Annotated in this window: 16 protein-coding genes; 6 read left to right on the top strand and 10 right to left on the bottom strand. The window is 74.3% G+C overall.

What is annotated here, in order from left to right; genetic code table 11:
- The first annotated feature begins 98 nt into the window (after positions 1–98).
- The 3 genes from Cph01nite_RS09465 to Cph01nite_RS09455 are packed head-to-tail and all read left to right on the top strand — an operon-like array spanning position 99 to position 1,626.
- On the top strand, positions 99–854 hold the full coding sequence (locus Cph01nite_RS09465; protein WP_239069164.1) for a YggS family pyridoxal phosphate-dependent enzyme: 756 nt from the start codon (positions 99–101) through the stop codon (positions 852–854).
- Between the two features lie 41 nt (positions 855–895).
- The gene (locus Cph01nite_RS09460) at positions 896–1,276 is read left to right on the top strand and encodes a YidH family protein (RefSeq protein WP_203673552.1); all 381 of its coding nucleotides are present in this window, start codon (positions 896–898) and stop codon (positions 1,274–1,276) included.
- The gene (locus Cph01nite_RS09455) at positions 1,273–1,626 is read left to right on the top strand and encodes a DUF202 domain-containing protein (RefSeq protein WP_203673551.1); all 354 of its coding nucleotides are present in this window, start codon (positions 1,273–1,275) and stop codon (positions 1,624–1,626) included. Before Cph01nite_RS09460 ends, Cph01nite_RS09455 begins: the two co-directional genes overlap by 4 nt.
- 9 nt (positions 1,627–1,635) lie before the next feature.
- Here the strand turns inward: Cph01nite_RS09455 and lplAB are convergent, their stop codons facing one another.
- The 3 genes from lplAB to cimA form a co-directional block, all read right to left on the bottom strand.
- Positions 1,636–2,712, bottom strand: coding sequence for a lipoate-protein ligase LplAB (gene lplAB / locus Cph01nite_RS09450; RefSeq protein ID WP_203673550.1), 1,077 nt, complete (start codon positions 2,710–2,712; stop codon positions 1,636–1,638).
- A gap of 24 nt (positions 2,713–2,736) precedes the next feature.
- Positions 2,737–3,645, bottom strand: coding sequence for a sensor domain-containing protein (locus Cph01nite_RS09445; RefSeq protein WP_203673549.1), 909 nt, complete (start codon positions 3,643–3,645; stop codon positions 2,737–2,739).
- A gap of 93 nt (positions 3,646–3,738) precedes the next feature.
- Entirely contained in the window at positions 3,739–5,388 is a 1,650-nt protein-coding gene (gene cimA / locus Cph01nite_RS09440; protein WP_203673548.1) for a citramalate synthase, read from the bottom strand.
- 400 nt (positions 5,389–5,788) lie between these two features.
- Between cimA and Cph01nite_RS09435 the strand changes: the two genes are divergently transcribed.
- The gene (locus Cph01nite_RS09435) at positions 5,789–6,340 is read left to right on the top strand and encodes a DUF6069 family protein (protein ID WP_203673547.1); all 552 of its coding nucleotides are present in this window, start codon (positions 5,789–5,791) and stop codon (positions 6,338–6,340) included.
- 63 nt (positions 6,341–6,403) lie between these two features.
- Here Cph01nite_RS09435 and Cph01nite_RS09430 read toward each other — a convergent pair whose 3' ends face one another.
- The 7 genes from Cph01nite_RS09430 to Cph01nite_RS09400 form a co-directional block, all read right to left on the bottom strand.
- The gene (locus Cph01nite_RS09430) at positions 6,404–7,510 is read right to left on the bottom strand and encodes a branched-chain amino acid aminotransferase (protein ID WP_203673545.1); all 1,107 of its coding nucleotides are present in this window, start codon (positions 7,508–7,510) and stop codon (positions 6,404–6,406) included.
- A gap of 131 nt (positions 7,511–7,641) precedes the next feature.
- Complete coding sequence (locus Cph01nite_RS09425; protein WP_203673544.1) at positions 7,642–8,706, bottom strand: 3-isopropylmalate dehydrogenase; 1,065 nt, start codon at positions 8,704–8,706, stop codon at positions 7,642–7,644.
- Positions 8,707–8,759: 53 nt separating this feature from the next.
- Positions 8,760–9,308: an ASCH domain-containing protein gene (locus tag Cph01nite_RS09420; RefSeq protein WP_203673543.1), complete on the bottom strand. Its 549-nt coding sequence runs from the start codon at positions 9,306–9,308 to the stop codon at positions 8,760–8,762.
- A gap of 190 nt (positions 9,309–9,498) precedes the next feature.
- Complete coding sequence (gene ilvC / locus Cph01nite_RS09415; RefSeq protein WP_203673542.1) at positions 9,499–10,527, bottom strand: ketol-acid reductoisomerase; 1,029 nt, start codon at positions 10,525–10,527, stop codon at positions 9,499–9,501.
- A gap of 65 nt (positions 10,528–10,592) precedes the next feature.
- The gene (gene ilvN / locus Cph01nite_RS09410) at positions 10,593–11,117 is read right to left on the bottom strand and encodes an acetolactate synthase small subunit (RefSeq protein WP_203673541.1); all 525 of its coding nucleotides are present in this window, start codon (positions 11,115–11,117) and stop codon (positions 10,593–10,595) included.
- Positions 11,118–11,133: 16 nt separating this feature from the next.
- Positions 11,134–13,002: an acetolactate synthase large subunit gene (locus Cph01nite_RS09405; RefSeq protein WP_203673540.1), complete on the bottom strand. Its 1,869-nt coding sequence runs from the start codon at positions 13,000–13,002 to the stop codon at positions 11,134–11,136.
- A gap of 285 nt (positions 13,003–13,287) precedes the next feature.
- Positions 13,288–14,178 carry a UbiA family prenyltransferase gene (locus tag Cph01nite_RS09400; protein ID WP_239069163.1) on the bottom strand — a complete coding sequence of 297 codons (891 nt, stop codon included), beginning with the start codon at positions 14,176–14,178 and terminating at the stop codon, positions 13,288–13,290.
- Positions 14,179–14,233: 55 nt separating this feature from the next.
- On the opposite strand from Cph01nite_RS09400, the gene Cph01nite_RS09395 reads away from it, so the two are divergent.
- Both Cph01nite_RS09395 and Cph01nite_RS09390 read left to right on the top strand, forming a co-directional pair.
- Positions 14,234–15,310 carry a type III polyketide synthase gene (locus Cph01nite_RS09395; protein WP_203673538.1) on the top strand — a complete coding sequence of 359 codons (1,077 nt, stop codon included), beginning with the start codon at positions 14,234–14,236 and terminating at the stop codon, positions 15,308–15,310.
- Positions 15,311–15,314: 4 nt separating this feature from the next.
- The gene (locus Cph01nite_RS09390) at positions 15,315–15,839 is read left to right on the top strand and encodes an isoprenylcysteine carboxyl methyltransferase family protein (RefSeq protein WP_203673537.1); all 525 of its coding nucleotides are present in this window, start codon (positions 15,315–15,317) and stop codon (positions 15,837–15,839) included.
- Positions 15,840–15,845 lie beyond the last annotated feature (6 nt).

The raw sequence follows: 15,845 nt of genomic DNA, 5'->3' as shown, positions 1-15,845 counted from the left end.
ACCCCGGTCCGCCACACGGGGGCCGGGTGTGGCGGCCGTTTCGCCCGCACCCCGCGGGTGCGGGCGACCGCGGCCACCGGCCGGTACCGTCAGGCCTCGTGAGCAGCGAGGACGTGACGCGCCGCCTGGCGCAGGTGCACGAGCGGGTCGCGGCGGCGTGCACCGCGACGGGGCGGCGCACCGACGAGGTCCGGGTGCTGCTCGCGTCGAAGACGATGGACGTCGCGACCGTCCGCGCCGCGCTGCTCGCCGACGCGGGAGCCCGCGCCGCCGGCTCGGGCACGGCACCGGTCCTGCTGGGCGAGAACCGCGTCCAGGAGCTCGTCGCGAAGGCACCGGCCCTCGTCGACCTCGGGCCGACGTGGCACGTCATCGGGCCGCTGCAGTCGAACAAGGTCAACGCGGCGCTGCGGTGGGCGTCGGCGGTGCAGTCCGTCGCCGACGACGCCCTCGCGCAGCGACTCTCCGACCGGGTCCGCGAGCGCGACGTGCCCCTCGACGTCTGGGTCCAGGTCAACGTGTCGGGCGAGCCGACCAAGCACGGCGCGTCCCCCGACGTCGCCGCCGACCTCGGGGTGCGGGTCGCGGCGCTGCCCGGCCTGCGGCTCGTCGGGTTCATGACGGTGGGCGCCCGCAGCGACGACACCGCCGTCGTGCGCGCCGGGTTCGCGCGCCTGCGGGACGTCCGCGACGAGGTCGTGGGCAGCGGCGCCCCCGGCACGGCGGATGCCCGGGGCCTGTCCATGGGGATGAGCGGGGACCTCGAGGCGGCAGTGGCCGAGGGCGCCACGGTGGTGCGCCTGGGCACGGCCGTGTTCGGTGAGCGGCCACCCCAGGAGGGCCCGCACCGGTGAGCCCGGCCGCGTCCCTGCCCGCGGGTTGCGAGGATGGGGGCATGGAGACCGAGCAGCGCGCACCGGACGGGCGCTTCCCGCGGTGGGTGTACGGCGTGGGCAGCGAGCCCGACGCGCGGTTCTCGCTCGCCAACGAGCGCACGTTCCTCGCGTGGGCGCGCACCGGCCTGGCGCTGCTCGCGGCCGGCGTCGCGCTCGAGGCGCTCGACCTGCCCGTCGAGCCGGGCCTGCGGCTCGCGGCCGCCGTCGTCCTCATCGCCCTGGGGACGCTCGCACCGGCCGCGGCGTGGTGGGGGTGGTCCCGCGCGGAGCGTGCGATGCGCCTGAGCCGACCGCTGCCGGCGCCCGTCGGGTTCGGCCTGCTGGTCGGCGGCGTGGGCGTCGCCGGCGTCCTGGTCCTGCTCGGCCTGCTGCGCGCGTGAGCGGCCCGGCGCACCCGTCCCTCGCGGCCGAGCGCACGGCCCTGGCGTGGCGTCGCACCGCGCTCGGGCTCGTCGCGGGCTCGGCCGCCGCCGGGCGGCTCCTGGCCGAGACGTGGGGGTCCGCCGCGTGGGGCGTGAGCGTCGTGGGGACGCTCCTGGCCGTGGTCCTGCTGCGCGCTGCACGCCGCCGCCGGCTCGGTGTGCACGGTCGGCGGCGGTGGGCGCTCACCTCCGCCGAGGCCCTCACCGTGGGACGCGACCCGGGGGGCCGCCTCGTCACCGCGTGCGCCGGGGCGTCGGTCCTCCTGGGCCTCGCGGCGCTCGCCGTGGTGCTGACCTGGCCGGTCTGAGACCCGGGGTCACGGGACGCGCGCGGTCCACGCCGGGTCGCTGAAGCGGGTCGCCACGAGCTCGCGGGCCCGCTCGACCTCGGCGGGCCGCAGCTCGTCGTCGACGGTCCGGTACCGGGACCGGAAGTGCGCGACGAACGCGTCGACGACCTCGGCGCGCGGCAGGTGGGTCTGCGAGCGCACGGGGTCGACGCGCTTGTTGGCCGAGCGGGTGCCCTTGTCGGACAGCTTCTCGCGGCCGATCCGCAGCACCTGCAGCATCTTGTCGGCGTCGATGTCGTACGCCATGGTCACGTGGTGCAGCACGGCACCGCCGGCCAGGCGCTTCTGCGCGGACCCGGCGAGCTTGCCCGCCGCGGAGGAGATGTCGTTCAGCCCGCTCGTCGTCGCGGTGACCCCGACGTCCGCGAGCGCGCCGAGCACCCACGCGTTGAGGAACGCGTACGAGTCCTCGAACGACATCCCGTCGACCAGCGACCCCGGCACGACCAGGGAGAACGTGATGCAGTTGCCGGCCTCCATGAACATCGCCCCGCCACCGGAGATCCGCCGCACCACCGTCACGCCGTGCTGCTCGGCGGCCTCGAGGTCGACCTCGTTGCGCAGCGACTGGAACGACCCGATGACGACGGCGGGCTCCTCCCACTCCCAGAACCGCAGCGTGGGACCGCGGCGGCCCGCGTCGAGCTCCTCGGTGAGCACCTGGTCGAGGGCGACGTGCATCGCCGGCGTCATCGGGGCCGACCGCAGCAGCGCGAACTCGTGGTCCGCCCACGCCGTGGACAGGCCGAGGGCGCGCCGGACCGCGAGGGCGACGGCGCGCACGTCGAACCCGACCATGGCGACCGGCCCGGGCAGGCGCCCCTGGTCGAGCGCGAGCCGCAGGGCGTCGTCGAGCACGTGGACCAGCTGGGCGACACCGGCGTCCCGGGGCACGCCGTCGAGCGCGCCGGACAGCACGTCGAGCGCCTCGTCCGGCTCGAGGAAGAAGTCCCCCGACAGGCTCACGTCGCTCAGCAGACCGTCGCGGACCTCCAGGTCGACGACCACGAGCTTGCCACCGGGGACCTTGTACTCACCGTGCACCCGACCACCCTAGGCCGCGTCCGCTCATCCGAGCCCCCGCACGGCGGCCAGCGCGCGACGCTCGACCATCTGGCTGAGGTCGGCGGGAGGGCCCAGGAGCACCCGCGCCTCGGCCCGGTCCTCCGCGGCGAGCGCGGTGGCGGTCCACGTGAGGATCGCGTTGCCCACGAGCACGTGACCGGTGGTCTGCTGGAACGTGTCCCCCTCGACCTGCGCGGTGACGTCGTGGACGATCGCCGGGAACACCCCCTGCCCCTCCAGCGCCGGCTCCGCGGTCCAGCGCGCACCGTCCGCGCCGGGCACCACCTGGGCGTACTGCGGGCACTCGTCGACGGTCGTCACCAGCGCGCGGAAGGCGGCGCGGGCGGCGGCGGCGTCGAGCAGCAGCACGACGTCCTGCTCGAAGGTGAGCTCGTCGTTCTGCCAGGAGGTCGCGTCGTGGTGGGCGGGCGGCGCGGAGACGATCGTGACCGCCGCGGTGCACGACGCCGGTTCGATGCCGGCCCCCTCCGGCAGCCCCCAGGGGCGTGTGCCGGGCTCGAGCCCGCGCGTCACCCCGCCGGACGCACCGGGGACCGCGCCCTCCAGGTCCGCGACGGTGGCGAAGAGGGTGGCCGCGGTCGTGGGGTCGAACACGGCGTCGGCACCCGGCGGCGGCACGGGGCTCGGCGTCGGGCTGGGTGAGGGCGTGACGCTGGGCGAGGGGGTGGGCGTCGGGGTCGCGGTGACCTCGGGTGTCGGCACGGGCGCCGGCTCGTCGGCCTGCCACGGCCGCCACACGAGGACGGCCACCAGCGCGAGGACGATCAGGAGGACCAGCCACCACCGCCCGCGCGCGGGCTCGGGCGCCCGCTGCGACGAGAAGTCGTCCTGCGTGGGCGCGTCGCCGGGCGTCCTCGGGACGTCGGAGGGATCGGGGGCGGTGCCGGCCACGCAGGCTCCTTCCGTGTGCTCGGGCCTCGGTGCCATCCCCGAGGCTAGGCCGTGCGCGCGCCCCCTGCGCGACGACCCGCGGGCGGGTCGGGCTCAGCGGGGCGGGACCCCGTGATGACGCAGCCCCCAGATCGCCGAGTCGGTGAGAGCCTCCCACGACGCCTCGATGAGGTTGGGCCCCACGCCGACGGTGCTCCACGACGTCTGGCCGTCGGTGCTCTCGATGAGCACGCGGGTCACCGCGTCGGTCCCCTGCATCTGGTCGAGGATCCGGACCTTGAAGTCGATGAGCTCGAAGGCCTCGAGCTCGGGGTACACGCGCGAGAGCGCGGCGCGCAGCGCGTGGTCGAGCGCGTTGACGGGCCCGTTGCCCTCACCGGTGCTGACGATGCGCTCGCCGCCGGCGTGCAGCTTGACGGTCGCCTCCGCCGTCGCGGGCGTCCCGCGGCCCCCGTTGCGCTCGACGATCGTGCGCCACGACTCGACGCGGAAGTACGCCGGGCGCGACCCGTCGAGCTCCTCGACGAGCAGCAGCTCGAACGACGCGTCGGCCGCCTCGTACGTGTAGCCGTTGGCCTCGGCGTCCTTGACGCGGTGCGTGACGCGCGACAGGACGTCCGGGTGCGCGGCGAGGTCGATGCCCAGCTGGCGGCCCTTGAGCTCGATCGAGGCCCGGCCCGCCATGTCGGAGACCAGCATGCGCATGTCGTTGCCGACGAGCTGCGGGTCGGTGTGCTGGTACAGGTCGGGGTCGACCTTGATCGCCGACGCGTGGATCCCGGCCTTGTGGGCGAAGGCGCTCGCACCGACGTACGGCTGGCGGGCGAAGGGCGAGATGTTGGTGATCTCGCTGATGGCGTGCGCGATCCGCGTGAGCTCGGCCATGCCACCCGGTGCGTCGTCGGAGCGGGCGAGGACACGCCGGCCCAGCTTGAGCTCGAGGTTCGCGACGACGGACAGCAGGTCGGCGTTGCCGGTGCGCTCGCCGTACCCGTTGACCGTGCCCTGCACGTGCGTGCAGCCGGCCTCGACCGCCGCCAGCGTGTTGGCCACCGCGCAGCCCGAGTCGTTGTGGGCGTGCATGCCGAGGGGGGCGTCGGGCCCGGCGACCTCACGCACCTCCTGGACGACCTCCCGCACCCAGTCGGGGAGCATGCCGCCGTTGGTGTCGCACAGCGCGACGACCTCGGCGCCCGCCTCGAACGCGGTGACCGTCGCGCGACGCGCGAAGTCCGCGTCGTACCGGTACCCGTCGAAGAAGTGCTCGGCGTCGACGAACACGCGCCGTCCCTCCCGGCGCAGGAACGCGACCGTGTCCGCGATCATCGCCAGGCCCTCGTCGGGGGTGGTGCGCAGCGCGCGCTCGACGTGCCGCACGTCGAACTTGGCGACGAGCGTGACGACGGGAGCCTCCGCGTCGAGCAGGGCGCGCACCTGCGGGTCGTCGCTCGCACGCACCCCCACCTTGCGGGTCGCGCCGAACGCCGCCAGCTCGGCGTGGCGCAGGTCCAGCTCCTTGGCCGCCCGCTTGAAGAACTCCGTGTCCTTCGGGACGGCGCCGGGCCAGCCGCCCTCGATGAATCCCACGCCCAGCTCGTCGAGCATCGGGGCGATCGTCAGCTTGTCGGCGACCGACAGGTTGATGCCCTCCTGCTGGGCGCCGTCGCGCAGGGTGGTGTCGTAGACGTGGAACAGCGACGACGCGACCGCGGTGGTCGACGTGGGTGCCGTGGGCTCGGTCACGGAAGGCTCCTCGGGGCGGTGCGGGCGTGCGTCGGCGGGGCGGCAGCGGATGCGTCCGGCGGGGGTGGTGCCGGTGCCTCGTCGACGTGTCCTGCGGGCGGGGGTGGTGCCCTCGGACGTCTGGACCAACAAAAAGACCCCCCGGGGGTACGGGAGGTCTGCGCGTCGGCTGGTCGGCCGACGCGCTACACGATGATGAGCGTGAAGCGGGTCACACCGCGATGGTGGCACACCGACGGCCCCGAGGACGGCGCGTCCATCATGCGGACGAGTGGTTCGGGCGGGCCAGGACCCCGCAGACCGGGACCAACCGGTGCCGATCGGTCACCCGGTCGCTACCGTGTGCTGCGACGTCACGCCTCAGCGCGCCCCGACGTCCCGTGCGAGACAGGAGCCGACGATGTCGATCCCCACCTCCGGCCGGCCGCAGGACGAGCCGACCCGCAGGTACGAGACGGTCCCCCCGGCCGCCCCGGTCCCCCCACCGGCACCGGTGCCCGCCGCGGTGCCCGCGGCACCTCGGCGCGAGACCCGCCTCACCGTCGAGACGGGCAGGTTCTGGGCGGGTGCCGCGGCCACGGCGCTCGTGGCGGCGCTCGTGGGCGTGGTCGGCGTCATCGTCCTCGAGCAGATCCTCCGGATCGACCTGGTCTTCCGGGACCCGTTCGGCGTCGGGTCCGCGATGGCCTCCTACATCCTCGGCGGGATCCTCGTCGCGGTGGCCGCCGGTGCCCTGCTGCAGCTGCTGGTCCTGACGACTCCGCGACCGCGGGCCTTCTTCGGCTGGATCCTCGCCCTGGCCACGGTGGTGGCGACGCTCCTGCCGCTGACGTGGACGGCGCAGGCCGGGTCGGCCATCGCGTCGGGCGTCGTCAACCTGCTCATCGGCGTCGCGGTGTGGTCGCTGCTGACGGGCGTGCTCGGCTGGACGGTGCGGCGCGTCGCGGTGTGACGACGCACGACGCGCAGGGGTGCGCACCCGCGCGGGTGCGCACCCCTGCTGCTGCGTCGGCCGTCAGACGAGCCGGTGCATCCACCCGTGCGGGTCGCTCGCACGCCCGTACTGGATGTCCGTCAGCTGGGCCCGGATGCGCGTCGTGACGGGCCCGGCCGTCCCGTCGCCCACGACGAGGTCGAAGTCGTCGCTCGCGAGCCGTCCGATGGGCGTCATGACGGCGGCCGTCCCGCACGCGAACACCTCGGTGACGCTGCCGTCCGCGAGTCCCGCCCGCAGCTCGTCCAGCAGCACGGGCCGCTCCGAGACCTCGTGCCCGGCCTGGGCGAGCAGCGTGAGGATGGACGAGCGCGTCACGCCCTCGAGGATGGTGCCCGACACGGCGGGCGTCACCACCGAGCCGTCGGCGTTGACCACGACGATGTTCATGCCGCCGAGCTCCTCGAGCTGCGTGCCCGTCCGGTCGTCGAGGAAGCACACCTGCTCGAAGCCCTGCGCCGCGGCCTCCTGCTGCGGGAGCAGGCTCGCGGCGTAGTTGCCGCCGCACTTGGCGGCGCCCGTGCCTCCGGCGCCGGCGCGGTGGTACTCCCGCGACACCCAGATCGACACCGGCTTGACCCCGCCGGGGAAGTACGGGCCGACGGGCGAGGCGATGACGAGGAACTCCGCCTCGCGCGAGGCGCGCACCCCGAGGAACCGCTCCGAGGCGTACATGAACGGCCGCAGGTACAGGCTGGTCTCGTCGCCCGTCGGCACCCACGCGCTGTCGATGCCGACGAGCGCCGTGATGGCCCCGAGGAAGTCGGCCTCGGGGAGCTCGGGCAGCGCGAGCCTGCGGGCCGACCGCGCGAAGCGTGCCGCGTTGGCCTCCGGACGGAACGACCACACGGAGCCGTCGGGGTGCCGGTACGCCTTGAGGCCCTCGAAGATCTCCTGCGCGTAGTGCAGCACGGCGGTCGCGGGGTCGAGCTGCAGCGGGCCGTACTTCTCGACGCGCCGGTCGGTCCACCCGTCGGCGTGCGTCCAGGACACGCGCGCCATGTGGTCCGTGAAGACGACGCCGAACTGCGGCGCGGCCAGGGCGGCCTCGCGCTCGGCGACCGGCGCGGGGGTGTCGCTGGGGTGGATCTGGAAGGTCTCGGACGAAGGGGTCGTCACGGTGCTCATCGGGGGGCCTTTCACCAGGGTCGACGTCGACGGTACCGGTGCGGACGGCCGGGTGGACAGGTGCAGGCAGGAGCCTGCGGACCGACGGACGCGTCGTGCGCGCCGCTGCCGGCGGAGGGCCCCCGAGGGGGTCAGCCGGCGACGCGGGCGGCGAGGTCCTTGCCCACCTCGGCCGTCGACCGTACTCGCTCGGCGGCGCCGCGCTCGGCGAGGTCGGCTGCGACCGCCGCCTCGACCGTGCGCGCCGCGCCGGGCAGGCCGACGTGGTCGAGCAGCATCGCGACCGACAGCACCGTGGCGGTGGGGTCGGCCTTGCCCTGACCCGCGATGTCGGGCGCGGAGCCGTGCACCGGCTCGAACATGCTCGGCGCCGTGCGGTCGGGGTTGATGTTCGCGGAGGCCGCCAGGCCGATGCCGCCGGTGATGGCCGCCGCCAGGTCCGTGAGGATGTCACCGAAGAGGTTGTCCGTCACGATCACGTCGAAGCGCGACGGGTTCGTCACCAGGAAGATCGTGGCCGCGTCGACGTGCAGGTAGTCCACCGTCACGTCGGGGAACTCGGCGTTGACGGCCTCCACCGTGCGGCGCCACAGGTGCCCGGCGTGCACGAGCACGTTGTGCTTGTGCACCAGCGTGAGCTGGCGGCGGGGGCGGGCCGCGGCGCGGGCGAACGCGTCGCGCACGACCCGCTCGACACCGAAGGCGGTGTTCACGCTGACCTCGTTGGCCACCTCGTGCGGCGTGCCGACGCGGATGGCGCCGCCGTTGCCGACGTACGGACCCTCGGTCCCCTCACGGACGACGACGAAGTCGACCTCACCGGGGGCGGCGAGCGGGCCCGTCACGCCGGGGTACAGCCGGCTGGGCCGCAGGTTGACGTAGTGGTCGAGCGCGAAGCGCAGCTTGAGCAGCAGCCCGCGCTCCAGGACGCCCGAGGGCACCCCGGGGTCCCCGATCGCCCCGAGGAGGATCGCGTCGTGCGTGCGGATGGCCGCGAGGTCGTCGTCGGTGAGCGTCTCGCCCGTCGCGTGCCAGCGGCGCGCCCCCAGGTCGAAGTCGGTGGTCCGCACCGTCGTGCCGGTGCCGCGCAGCGCCTGCTCGAGCACCAGGAGCCCCTGCTCGACGACCTCCGTCCCGATGCCGTCGCCGGCCACGACGGCCAGGTTCAGGTGGGAGGACGGGGTCGTGTCAGCCATGGGGGCAGCGTAGCCCCGTGTCCACGCCTCGAAATCAACGTCTCACACTGCGGTCAGTTGACCGCGGGTGCCGGTCCCTCCACGGGGTACACGAGCTCGAAGCGCTCCGTCACGACGTCCATCGTCGAGGAGAACCCCTCGTCGCCCAGCACCCGGCGCCAGTACACCTCGTGCTCCCGCCGCCACGACGCGAGCGAGAGGTCGTCCTCCCCCTCCGCCGCCGCGTGCCCCGCGTCGACCTGGTCGAACGGGACCACCGCGACCTCGGTCGTGCGCAGCAGCGCGCGGGGGTCCCCCGTCGAGTCCAGCACGATGGAGACGTCGCCGACCCGCGGCAGCGGCTCCCCCGTCGCCGTGAACTCCGCGAGCGCCGTCGACGTGCCCGTCTTGCGGCCGGCCAGGACCAGCGCCAGCAGCTCGTCGGCCAGCCGGGCGTCGTCCCCGAAGGACCACGCCGGGGGCGCGACCGCCCCGGTCACGGACTCGCCCAGGACGGCGTCGAGCTTGCCCCACCCCAGGTGCCCGCGCGCCGCGTCCCAGAAGTCGGCGATGCGCGTGTCCTGCGTACCGGCCTCGGCACGTGCCGTCGGCTGCTCGGTCATGGTCACCCCTCGTCGTCGTCCGGACGTCCACCCCGCCGCGGGCCGCGACCGTGGAGGACCGCGCCCGTCCGGGGCTGCGCGGCGATCCTCCCCCGAACCCCGCTCCGCCGCACCCCGGTCCCCCCCAGGACCGCGCGAGAGAGCGATCCGGCCGGGGCCGGATCGCTCTCTCGCGTGCGGGTGGTGCGGGTCAGCGCGCCGCCGAGCCCTCCTGGTAGTCGGTGTCCGACGGCTTCACCCAGGCGAAGAGCTTGCGCAGCTCGCGGCCCACGGGCTCGATCGGGTGGTTCTGGCCCTTGGCGCGCAGCTCCGTGAACTCCGGGGCGCCGGCGTCCTGGTCGGCGATGAAGCGCTCCGCGAAGGCACCGTTCTGGATGTCCGCGAGCACGGCCTGCATGTTCGCCTTGACGTCGGGGGTGATGACGCGGGGGCCGGAGACGTAGTCGCCGTACTCCGCCGTGTCGGAGACCGACCAGCGCTGCTTGGTGATGCCGCCCTCCCAGATGAGGTCGACGATGAGCTTGAGCTCGTGCAGCACCTCGAAGTACGCGACCTCGGGCTGGTAGCCCGCCTCGGTCAGCGTCTCGAAGCCGTACTGGATGAGCTGCGAGACGCCACCGCACAGGACGGCCTGCTCACCGAACAGGTCGGTCTCGGTCTCCTCGGTGAACGTCGTCTTGATGCCCGCCGCCCGCAGGCCGCCGATGCCCTTGGCGTACGAGAGCGCGAGCTCCCACGCCTTGCCCGACGCGTCCTGCTCGACCGCGACGATGACCGGCACGCCGCGCCCGTCGACGTACTCGCGACGCACGAGGTGGCCCGGGCCCTTGGGGGCGACCATGAGGACGTCGTGGCCCGCGGCCGGCTTGATGTAGCCGAAGCGGATGTTGAAGCCGTGACCGAAGACGAGCGCGGCGCCGTCCTTGAGGTTCGGCTCGATCTCGTCGCGGTAGACGATCCGCTGGACCTGGTCCGGCGCCAGGATGACCACGACGTCGGCACCGGCGACGGCCTCGGCCACGGTCGCGACCTTGAGGCCCTCGTTCTCGGCCTTGGCCCGCGAGGACGAGCCCTCGCGCAGGCCGACGGTGACATCGACGCCGGAGTCGCGCAGGTTGAGCGCGTGCGCGTGCCCCTGGCTGCCGTAGCCGATGACGGCGACCTTCTGGGACTGGATGACCGACAGGTCGGCGTCGTCGTCGTAGAACAGCTCAGCCACGGTGGATCTCCTCGGAAGTGGTGTCTTCGGTCGTGCGTACGGGGGTGGTGCGGGGGTGGGGCAGGTCAGGCGGACCGGCTCACGCGCTCGAGCGCGCGGTCGGTGATGGACCGCGAGCCGCGGCCGATGGCGACGGTGCCGGACTGCACGATCTCACGGATGCCGAAGGGCTCCAGGGCCGTGAGCAGCGCGTCGAGCTTGCCCGGACCGCCCGTCGCCTCGATGACGACGGTGTCGGGCACGACGTCCACGACGTGCGCGCGGAACAGCTGGACGACCTCGAGCACGTGGGTGCGCTGGGCGACGTCCGCCTTGACCTTGACGAGCAGCAGCTCGCGCTGCACCGACGCGGCATCCTCGAGCTCGACGATCTTGATGACGTTGACCAGCTTGTTGAGCTGCTTGGTCACCTGCTCCAGCGGGAGCGCGTCGACGTCGACGACGACCGTGATGCGGCTGATCTCCTCGTGCTCGGTCGGGCCGACCGCGAGGGAGTGGATGTTGAACGAGCGCCGCGCGAACAGACCGGCGACGCGCGTGAGCACGCCGGGCTTGTTCTCGACGAGGACGGACAGGGTGTGGCGGGTCATGGCTCGGCTTCCTTCCTCAGTCCTCGCGGTCCCACGCGGGGCTGATGCCGCGCGCGTACTGGATGGCGTCGTTGCTGACGCCGGCGGCCACCATCGGCCACACCATCGCGTCGCGCGACACCGTGAAGTCGACCACCACGGGCCGGTCGTCGATCTCCATCGCCCGCTTGATGGTGGCGTCCACGTCCGCCTTGGTCTCGCACCGCAGGCCCACCGCGCCGTACGCGTCGGCGAGCTTGACGAAGTCGGGGACGCGCGCGGTCCCGTGCCCCGTGTGCAGGTCCGTGTTGGAGTAGCGCGACTCGTAGAACAGGGTCTGCCACTGGCGGACCATGCCGAGCGAGCTGTTGTTGATGACGGCGACCTTGATCGGGATCTCGTTGATCGTGCAGGTGGCGAGCTCCTGGTTGGTCATCTGGAAGCAGCCGTCACCGTCGATGGCCCACACCGTGCGCTCGGGGTCCCCGACCTTGGCGCCCATCGCGGCGGGCACCGAGAAGCCCATGGTGCCCAGCCCGCCGGAGTTCACCCAGGCGCCGGGGCGCTCGTACTTGATGAACTGCGCCGCCCACATCTGGTGCTGGCCGACGCCCGAGACGAAGATCGACTCCGGGCCGGAGATCTCCCCGATGCGCGAGATGACGTGCTGCGGGGCCAGGTGGCCGTCCGACGGCTCGTCGAACCCCAGCGGGAAGGTCTCGCGCCAGGCGTCGAGCTGCCGCCACCACGCCTCGAGGTCGGGCTTGCCGTGCTGGCCGTGCTCGCGCTCCAGCTCGGGCAGCAGGTCGGCGATGACCTCGCGCAGGTCGCCGACGATCGGCACGTCGGCGCGCTTGTTCTTGCCGATCTCCGCCGGGTCGATGTCGGCGTGCACGACGGTCGCGTGCGGGGCGAACGAGGACAGCAGGCCCGTCACGCGGTCGTCGAAGCGTGCGCCGAGGGCCACGACGAGGTCGGCCTTCTGCAGCGCCGCGACGGCTGCCACGGTGCCGTGCATGCCGGGCATGCCGAGGTTCTGCGGGTGGGAGTCGGGCAGCGCCCCCCGGGCCATGAGGGTGGTGACCACGGGCGCGCCGGACGCGTCGGTGAGCCGGCGCAGCAGGTCGGACGCCCCGGACCGGACGACCCCGCCGCCGACGTACAGCACGGGTCGGCGCGAGGTGGCGATGAGGCGTGCGGCCTCGCGGATCTGCTTGGCGTGCGGCTTGGTCACCGGGTGGTAGCCGGGCAGCGCGATGTCCTGCGGCCAGGCGAACGTCGTCCGCGCCTGCATCGCGGACTTCGCGATGTCGACCAGGACCGGGCCGGGGCGGCCCGTGGACGCGATGTGGAACGCCTCCGCGATCGTGCGCGGGATGTCGTCCGGGTCCGTCACGAGGTAGTTGTGCTTGGTGACGGGCAGGGTGATGCCGACGATGTCGGCCTCCTGGAACGCGTCCGTGCCGATCATCGACGCGCCGACCTGGCCGGTGATCGCGACCATCGGCACCGAGTCCATGTTGGCGTCGGCGATGGCCGTCACGAGGTTGGTCGCACCCGGACCCGACGTCGCCATGGTCACGCCGACCTTGCCCGACGCGTACGCGTAGCCCGCCGCCGCGTGACCGCCGCCCTGCTCGTGCCGCACGAGGATGTGCCGCACGCGCGAGGAGTCCATGAGGGGGTCGTACGTGGGCAGGATCGCGCCGCCCGGGATCCCGAAGACGACCTCGACGCCCGCCTCCTCCAGCGACCGGACGATCGACTGCGCGCCGGTGACCTGCTCGGGCCCGACGCGTCGCTGCGCCTCGGCGGGCTCCTCAGCGGGACGGGGCAGCCCGTCGGCGGTCGGGCGCACGGGGCGCACGACCGTGCGCGGGGGTGCGGGATGGGGACCCTGGACCATCGTCGTCTCCTGCGGGTCGAGTGCGGGTGGTGGTCGTCCGGTGCGGAGGGCCGCGCCGGGCGGACGCCGGGCACGAAAAAGCCCCTCGACCCGGGCACCGGGCTGGACGAGGGGCGAGCGCGCGCGACGAGCGACCTGTGCGGGTGGCGTCAGCCGGCGCGCTCAGGAAGTACTACGAGGATCATCTGCACGTCGGCCACCCTACGCCTGTGCCCGGGCGATGTCACTTCCCCCCTCGGCCGTCTCACATGTCGGTTCACGTGTCCAGCAGATGGAAGAGGCGCCTCAGGTCACGGCGCCGTCGGCCCCACCCGAGACGAGCACCAGGACGCACAGCGCCGCCACGGCCATCGCCAGCGTGAACGGCAGCCGGCTCCGTGCCCGGACGACGCCGGCCACCCCTCCGGTGGCCGCGAGCACCACGGCCAGGACGCCCACGGCGAGCGGCGCCGCCCCGGGCTCGCCCGGGGGTCCCACCACCGCGACGACGACGGCGACCGCCAGGACGGCGGGCGCCAGCACGCCGGTGCGCCGGCGCCCCAGCCGGTGCGGGAGCCCGCGCACGCCCGTGGCGGCATCGTCCTCCAGGTCGGGCAGGACGTTGGCGAGGTGGGCACCCACGCCGAGCAGCGCACCCACGGCCACGAGCCAGCCGGCCGGCAGCGCGGACCCCGGCAGCGCCAGCACCACGAACGCCGGGAACAGCCCGAAGGCGACCGCGTACGGCACCCACGACGCCACCGTGGCCTTGAGACCGAGGTTGTAGGCCCACCCCATGGCGACGGCCGTGCCGTGCGCGAGGACGGCGGCCGGGCCTGCCGGCAGGGACAGCAGGACGCTCATCACCAGCGCGACCAGCGCCGCCGTCCGCAGCGTGGCGGGGGTGACGCCTCCGCTCACCACGGGCTTGTCCGCGCGCCCGACGGCGCGGTCGCGCGCGGCGTCCAGCCAGTCGTTCGACCACCCGATCGACAGCTGACCCGCCAGGACGACCCCCAGCACCAGCAGCACGGTGGGCGGCGGCGCACCCACGCCGACCGCGAGCGCGGTGCACAGCCCCGTCACCACCACCGTCGGCCCGAGGTGCGAGGCGCGCGCGAGCGCGGCCACCCGGGCCGGCGCGGTCGCGGTGGCAGGGCCGCCGCGCGGCGTGGTCGGTCCGGAGGGGTCGGGCACGAGGCGACCGTAGCCTCCCCGCGCCGTCCGGGGGACCGCGTGGCACGATTCCGGCATGTCACGCGTCCTGGCCGTCGCCCCCGTGTTCCCGGGGCTGCCGTACGACCAGAGCGCCATCACCGAGGTCGTGGTCCCCCTCGTCGCGGGCGACGACGAGCGGGCCGCGACGATGCTGCGCCGCCTGCACCGCAACAGCGGGGTGACCACCCGGCACCTCGCGCTCGCGCCCGAGGAGTACGCGGGGGTCCGGGACTTCGGGCGGGCGAACGACCTGCACCTGACGATCGGCACCGACCTCGCCGCCCGCGCCGCACGTGAGGCGCTCACGCGGGCGGGCACCGACCCGCAGGAGGTCGACCTCGTCCTGTTCACGTCGGTCACCGGGATCGGCGCGCCGTCGGTCGACGCCGCGCTCGTCGAGCGTCTCGGGCTGCGCAGCGACGTCAAGCGGCTGCCCTCCTTCGGCCTCGGCTGCGCGGGGGGCGCCGCGGGCCTGGCCCGCGTGCACGACTACCTCACGGGCCACCCGCACGACACGGCGCTGCTCGTCTGCCTCGAGCTGTGCTCGCTGACGCTGCAGCACGGCGACGTCGACCCGGCCGCCATGGTCGCCAGCGGGCTCTTCGGCGACGGTGCCGCGGTCGCGGTGCTCGTCGGCGACGCGCACCCCGCCGCCGCGGGTGCGACGGGCCCCCAGGTGGTGGCCACCCGCAGCAGGCTGTACCCGGGGACCGCGGGCGACCTGGGGTGGCAGGTCGGCGCGTCCGGGTTCCGCATCGTGCTGTCCGCCCGGCTGCCCGACGTCGTGCGCGCCGAGCTCCCCGCCGACGTCGAGGGGCTCCTCGCCGCGCACGGCCTGAAGACCGGTGACGTGGGCCGGTGGGTCGTGCACGCCGGCGGACCGCGGATCCTCGACGCGGTCGAGGAGTCGCTGGCCCTGCCGGCCGGGTCGCTCGACGCGAGCCGGGCGTCGCTGGCCGCGGTGGGCAACCTGTCCTCGGCGTCCGTCCTCGACGTGCTCGACCGCACGCAGCGCGCCGGGGTGCCCGCCGGCTCGCCGGGGGTGCTGCTGGCGTTCGGCCCCGGGGTCAGCGCGGAGATGGTGCTCCTGCACTGGCCCACGGCAGGCTGAGGCCATGATCCCCCTCTACCTGACCGTCGTCGGACTCACCGCCGTCGAGCGCCTCGCCGAGCTCGTCGTCTCCGCCCGCAACGCCCGCTGGTCGTTCGAGCGCGGCGGCGTCGAGAGCGGACGCGGCCACTTCCCCGCCATGGTGCTCCTGCACACCGCGCTGCTCGTGGCGTGCGTCGTCGAGGTGCTGGTCGCCGACCGCCCCTTCCTGCCGTGGCTCGGGTGGCCGGCGCTCGCGCTCGTCGTGGCCAGCCAGGCGCTGCGCTGGTGGTGCATCGGGACGCTCGGACCGCGCTGGAACACCCGGGTCGTCGTCGTGCCCGGGCTGCCCCTCGTGGACCGCGGGCCCTACCGCTGGTTCCGCCACCCGAACTACGTCGCGGTCGTCGTGGAGGGCATCGCGCTGCCGCTCGTCCACACCGCCTGGGTCACCGCGCTCGTCTTCACGGTCCTCAACGCCGTGCTGCTGCTGCGCTTCCGCATCCCCGCCGAGGAGCGCGCCCTGCAGACCGCGTCCGGGCGGGCGTAGGCCGCG

The organism is Cellulomonas phragmiteti, from assembly GCF_016862775.1.
Classification (GTDB): domain Bacteria; phylum Actinomycetota; class Actinomycetes; order Actinomycetales; family Cellulomonadaceae; genus Cellulomonas; species Cellulomonas phragmiteti.
Note: the sequence above shows the minus strand (reverse complement) of the source record. Positions and strands in the feature narration are given on the sequence as shown.

Excerpts from the sequence above, each read along its gene's own strand:
- Cph01nite_RS09405 (WP_203673540.1), bottom strand. The coding sequence starts at position 13,002 with ATGGTCCAGGGTCCCCATCCCGCACCCCCGCGCACGGTCGTGCGCCCC.
- Cph01nite_RS09425 (WP_203673544.1), bottom strand. The coding sequence starts at position 8,706 with ATGGCTGACACGACCCCGTCCTCCCACCTGAACCTGGCCGTCGTGGCC.
- Cph01nite_RS09390 (WP_203673537.1), top strand. The coding sequence starts at position 15,315 with ATGATCCCCCTCTACCTGACCGTCGTCGGACTCACCGCCGTCGAGCGC.
- Cph01nite_RS09435 (WP_203673547.1), top strand. The coding sequence starts at position 5,789 with ATGTCGATCCCCACCTCCGGCCGGCCGCAGGACGAGCCGACCCGCAGG.
- Cph01nite_RS09395 (WP_203673538.1), top strand. The coding sequence starts at position 14,234 with ATGTCACGCGTCCTGGCCGTCGCCCCCGTGTTCCCGGGGCTGCCGTAC.
- ilvN (WP_203673541.1), bottom strand. The coding sequence starts at position 11,117 with ATGACCCGCCACACCCTGTCCGTCCTCGTCGAGAACAAGCCCGGCGTG.
- Cph01nite_RS09460 (WP_203673552.1), top strand. The coding sequence starts at position 896 with ATGGAGACCGAGCAGCGCGCACCGGACGGGCGCTTCCCGCGGTGGGTG.
- Cph01nite_RS09420 (WP_203673543.1), bottom strand. The coding sequence starts at position 9,308 with ATGACCGAGCAGCCGACGGCACGTGCCGAGGCCGGTACGCAGGACACG.
- Cph01nite_RS09430 (WP_203673545.1), bottom strand. The coding sequence starts at position 7,510 with ATGAGCACCGTGACGACCCCTTCGTCCGAGACCTTCCAGATCCACCCC.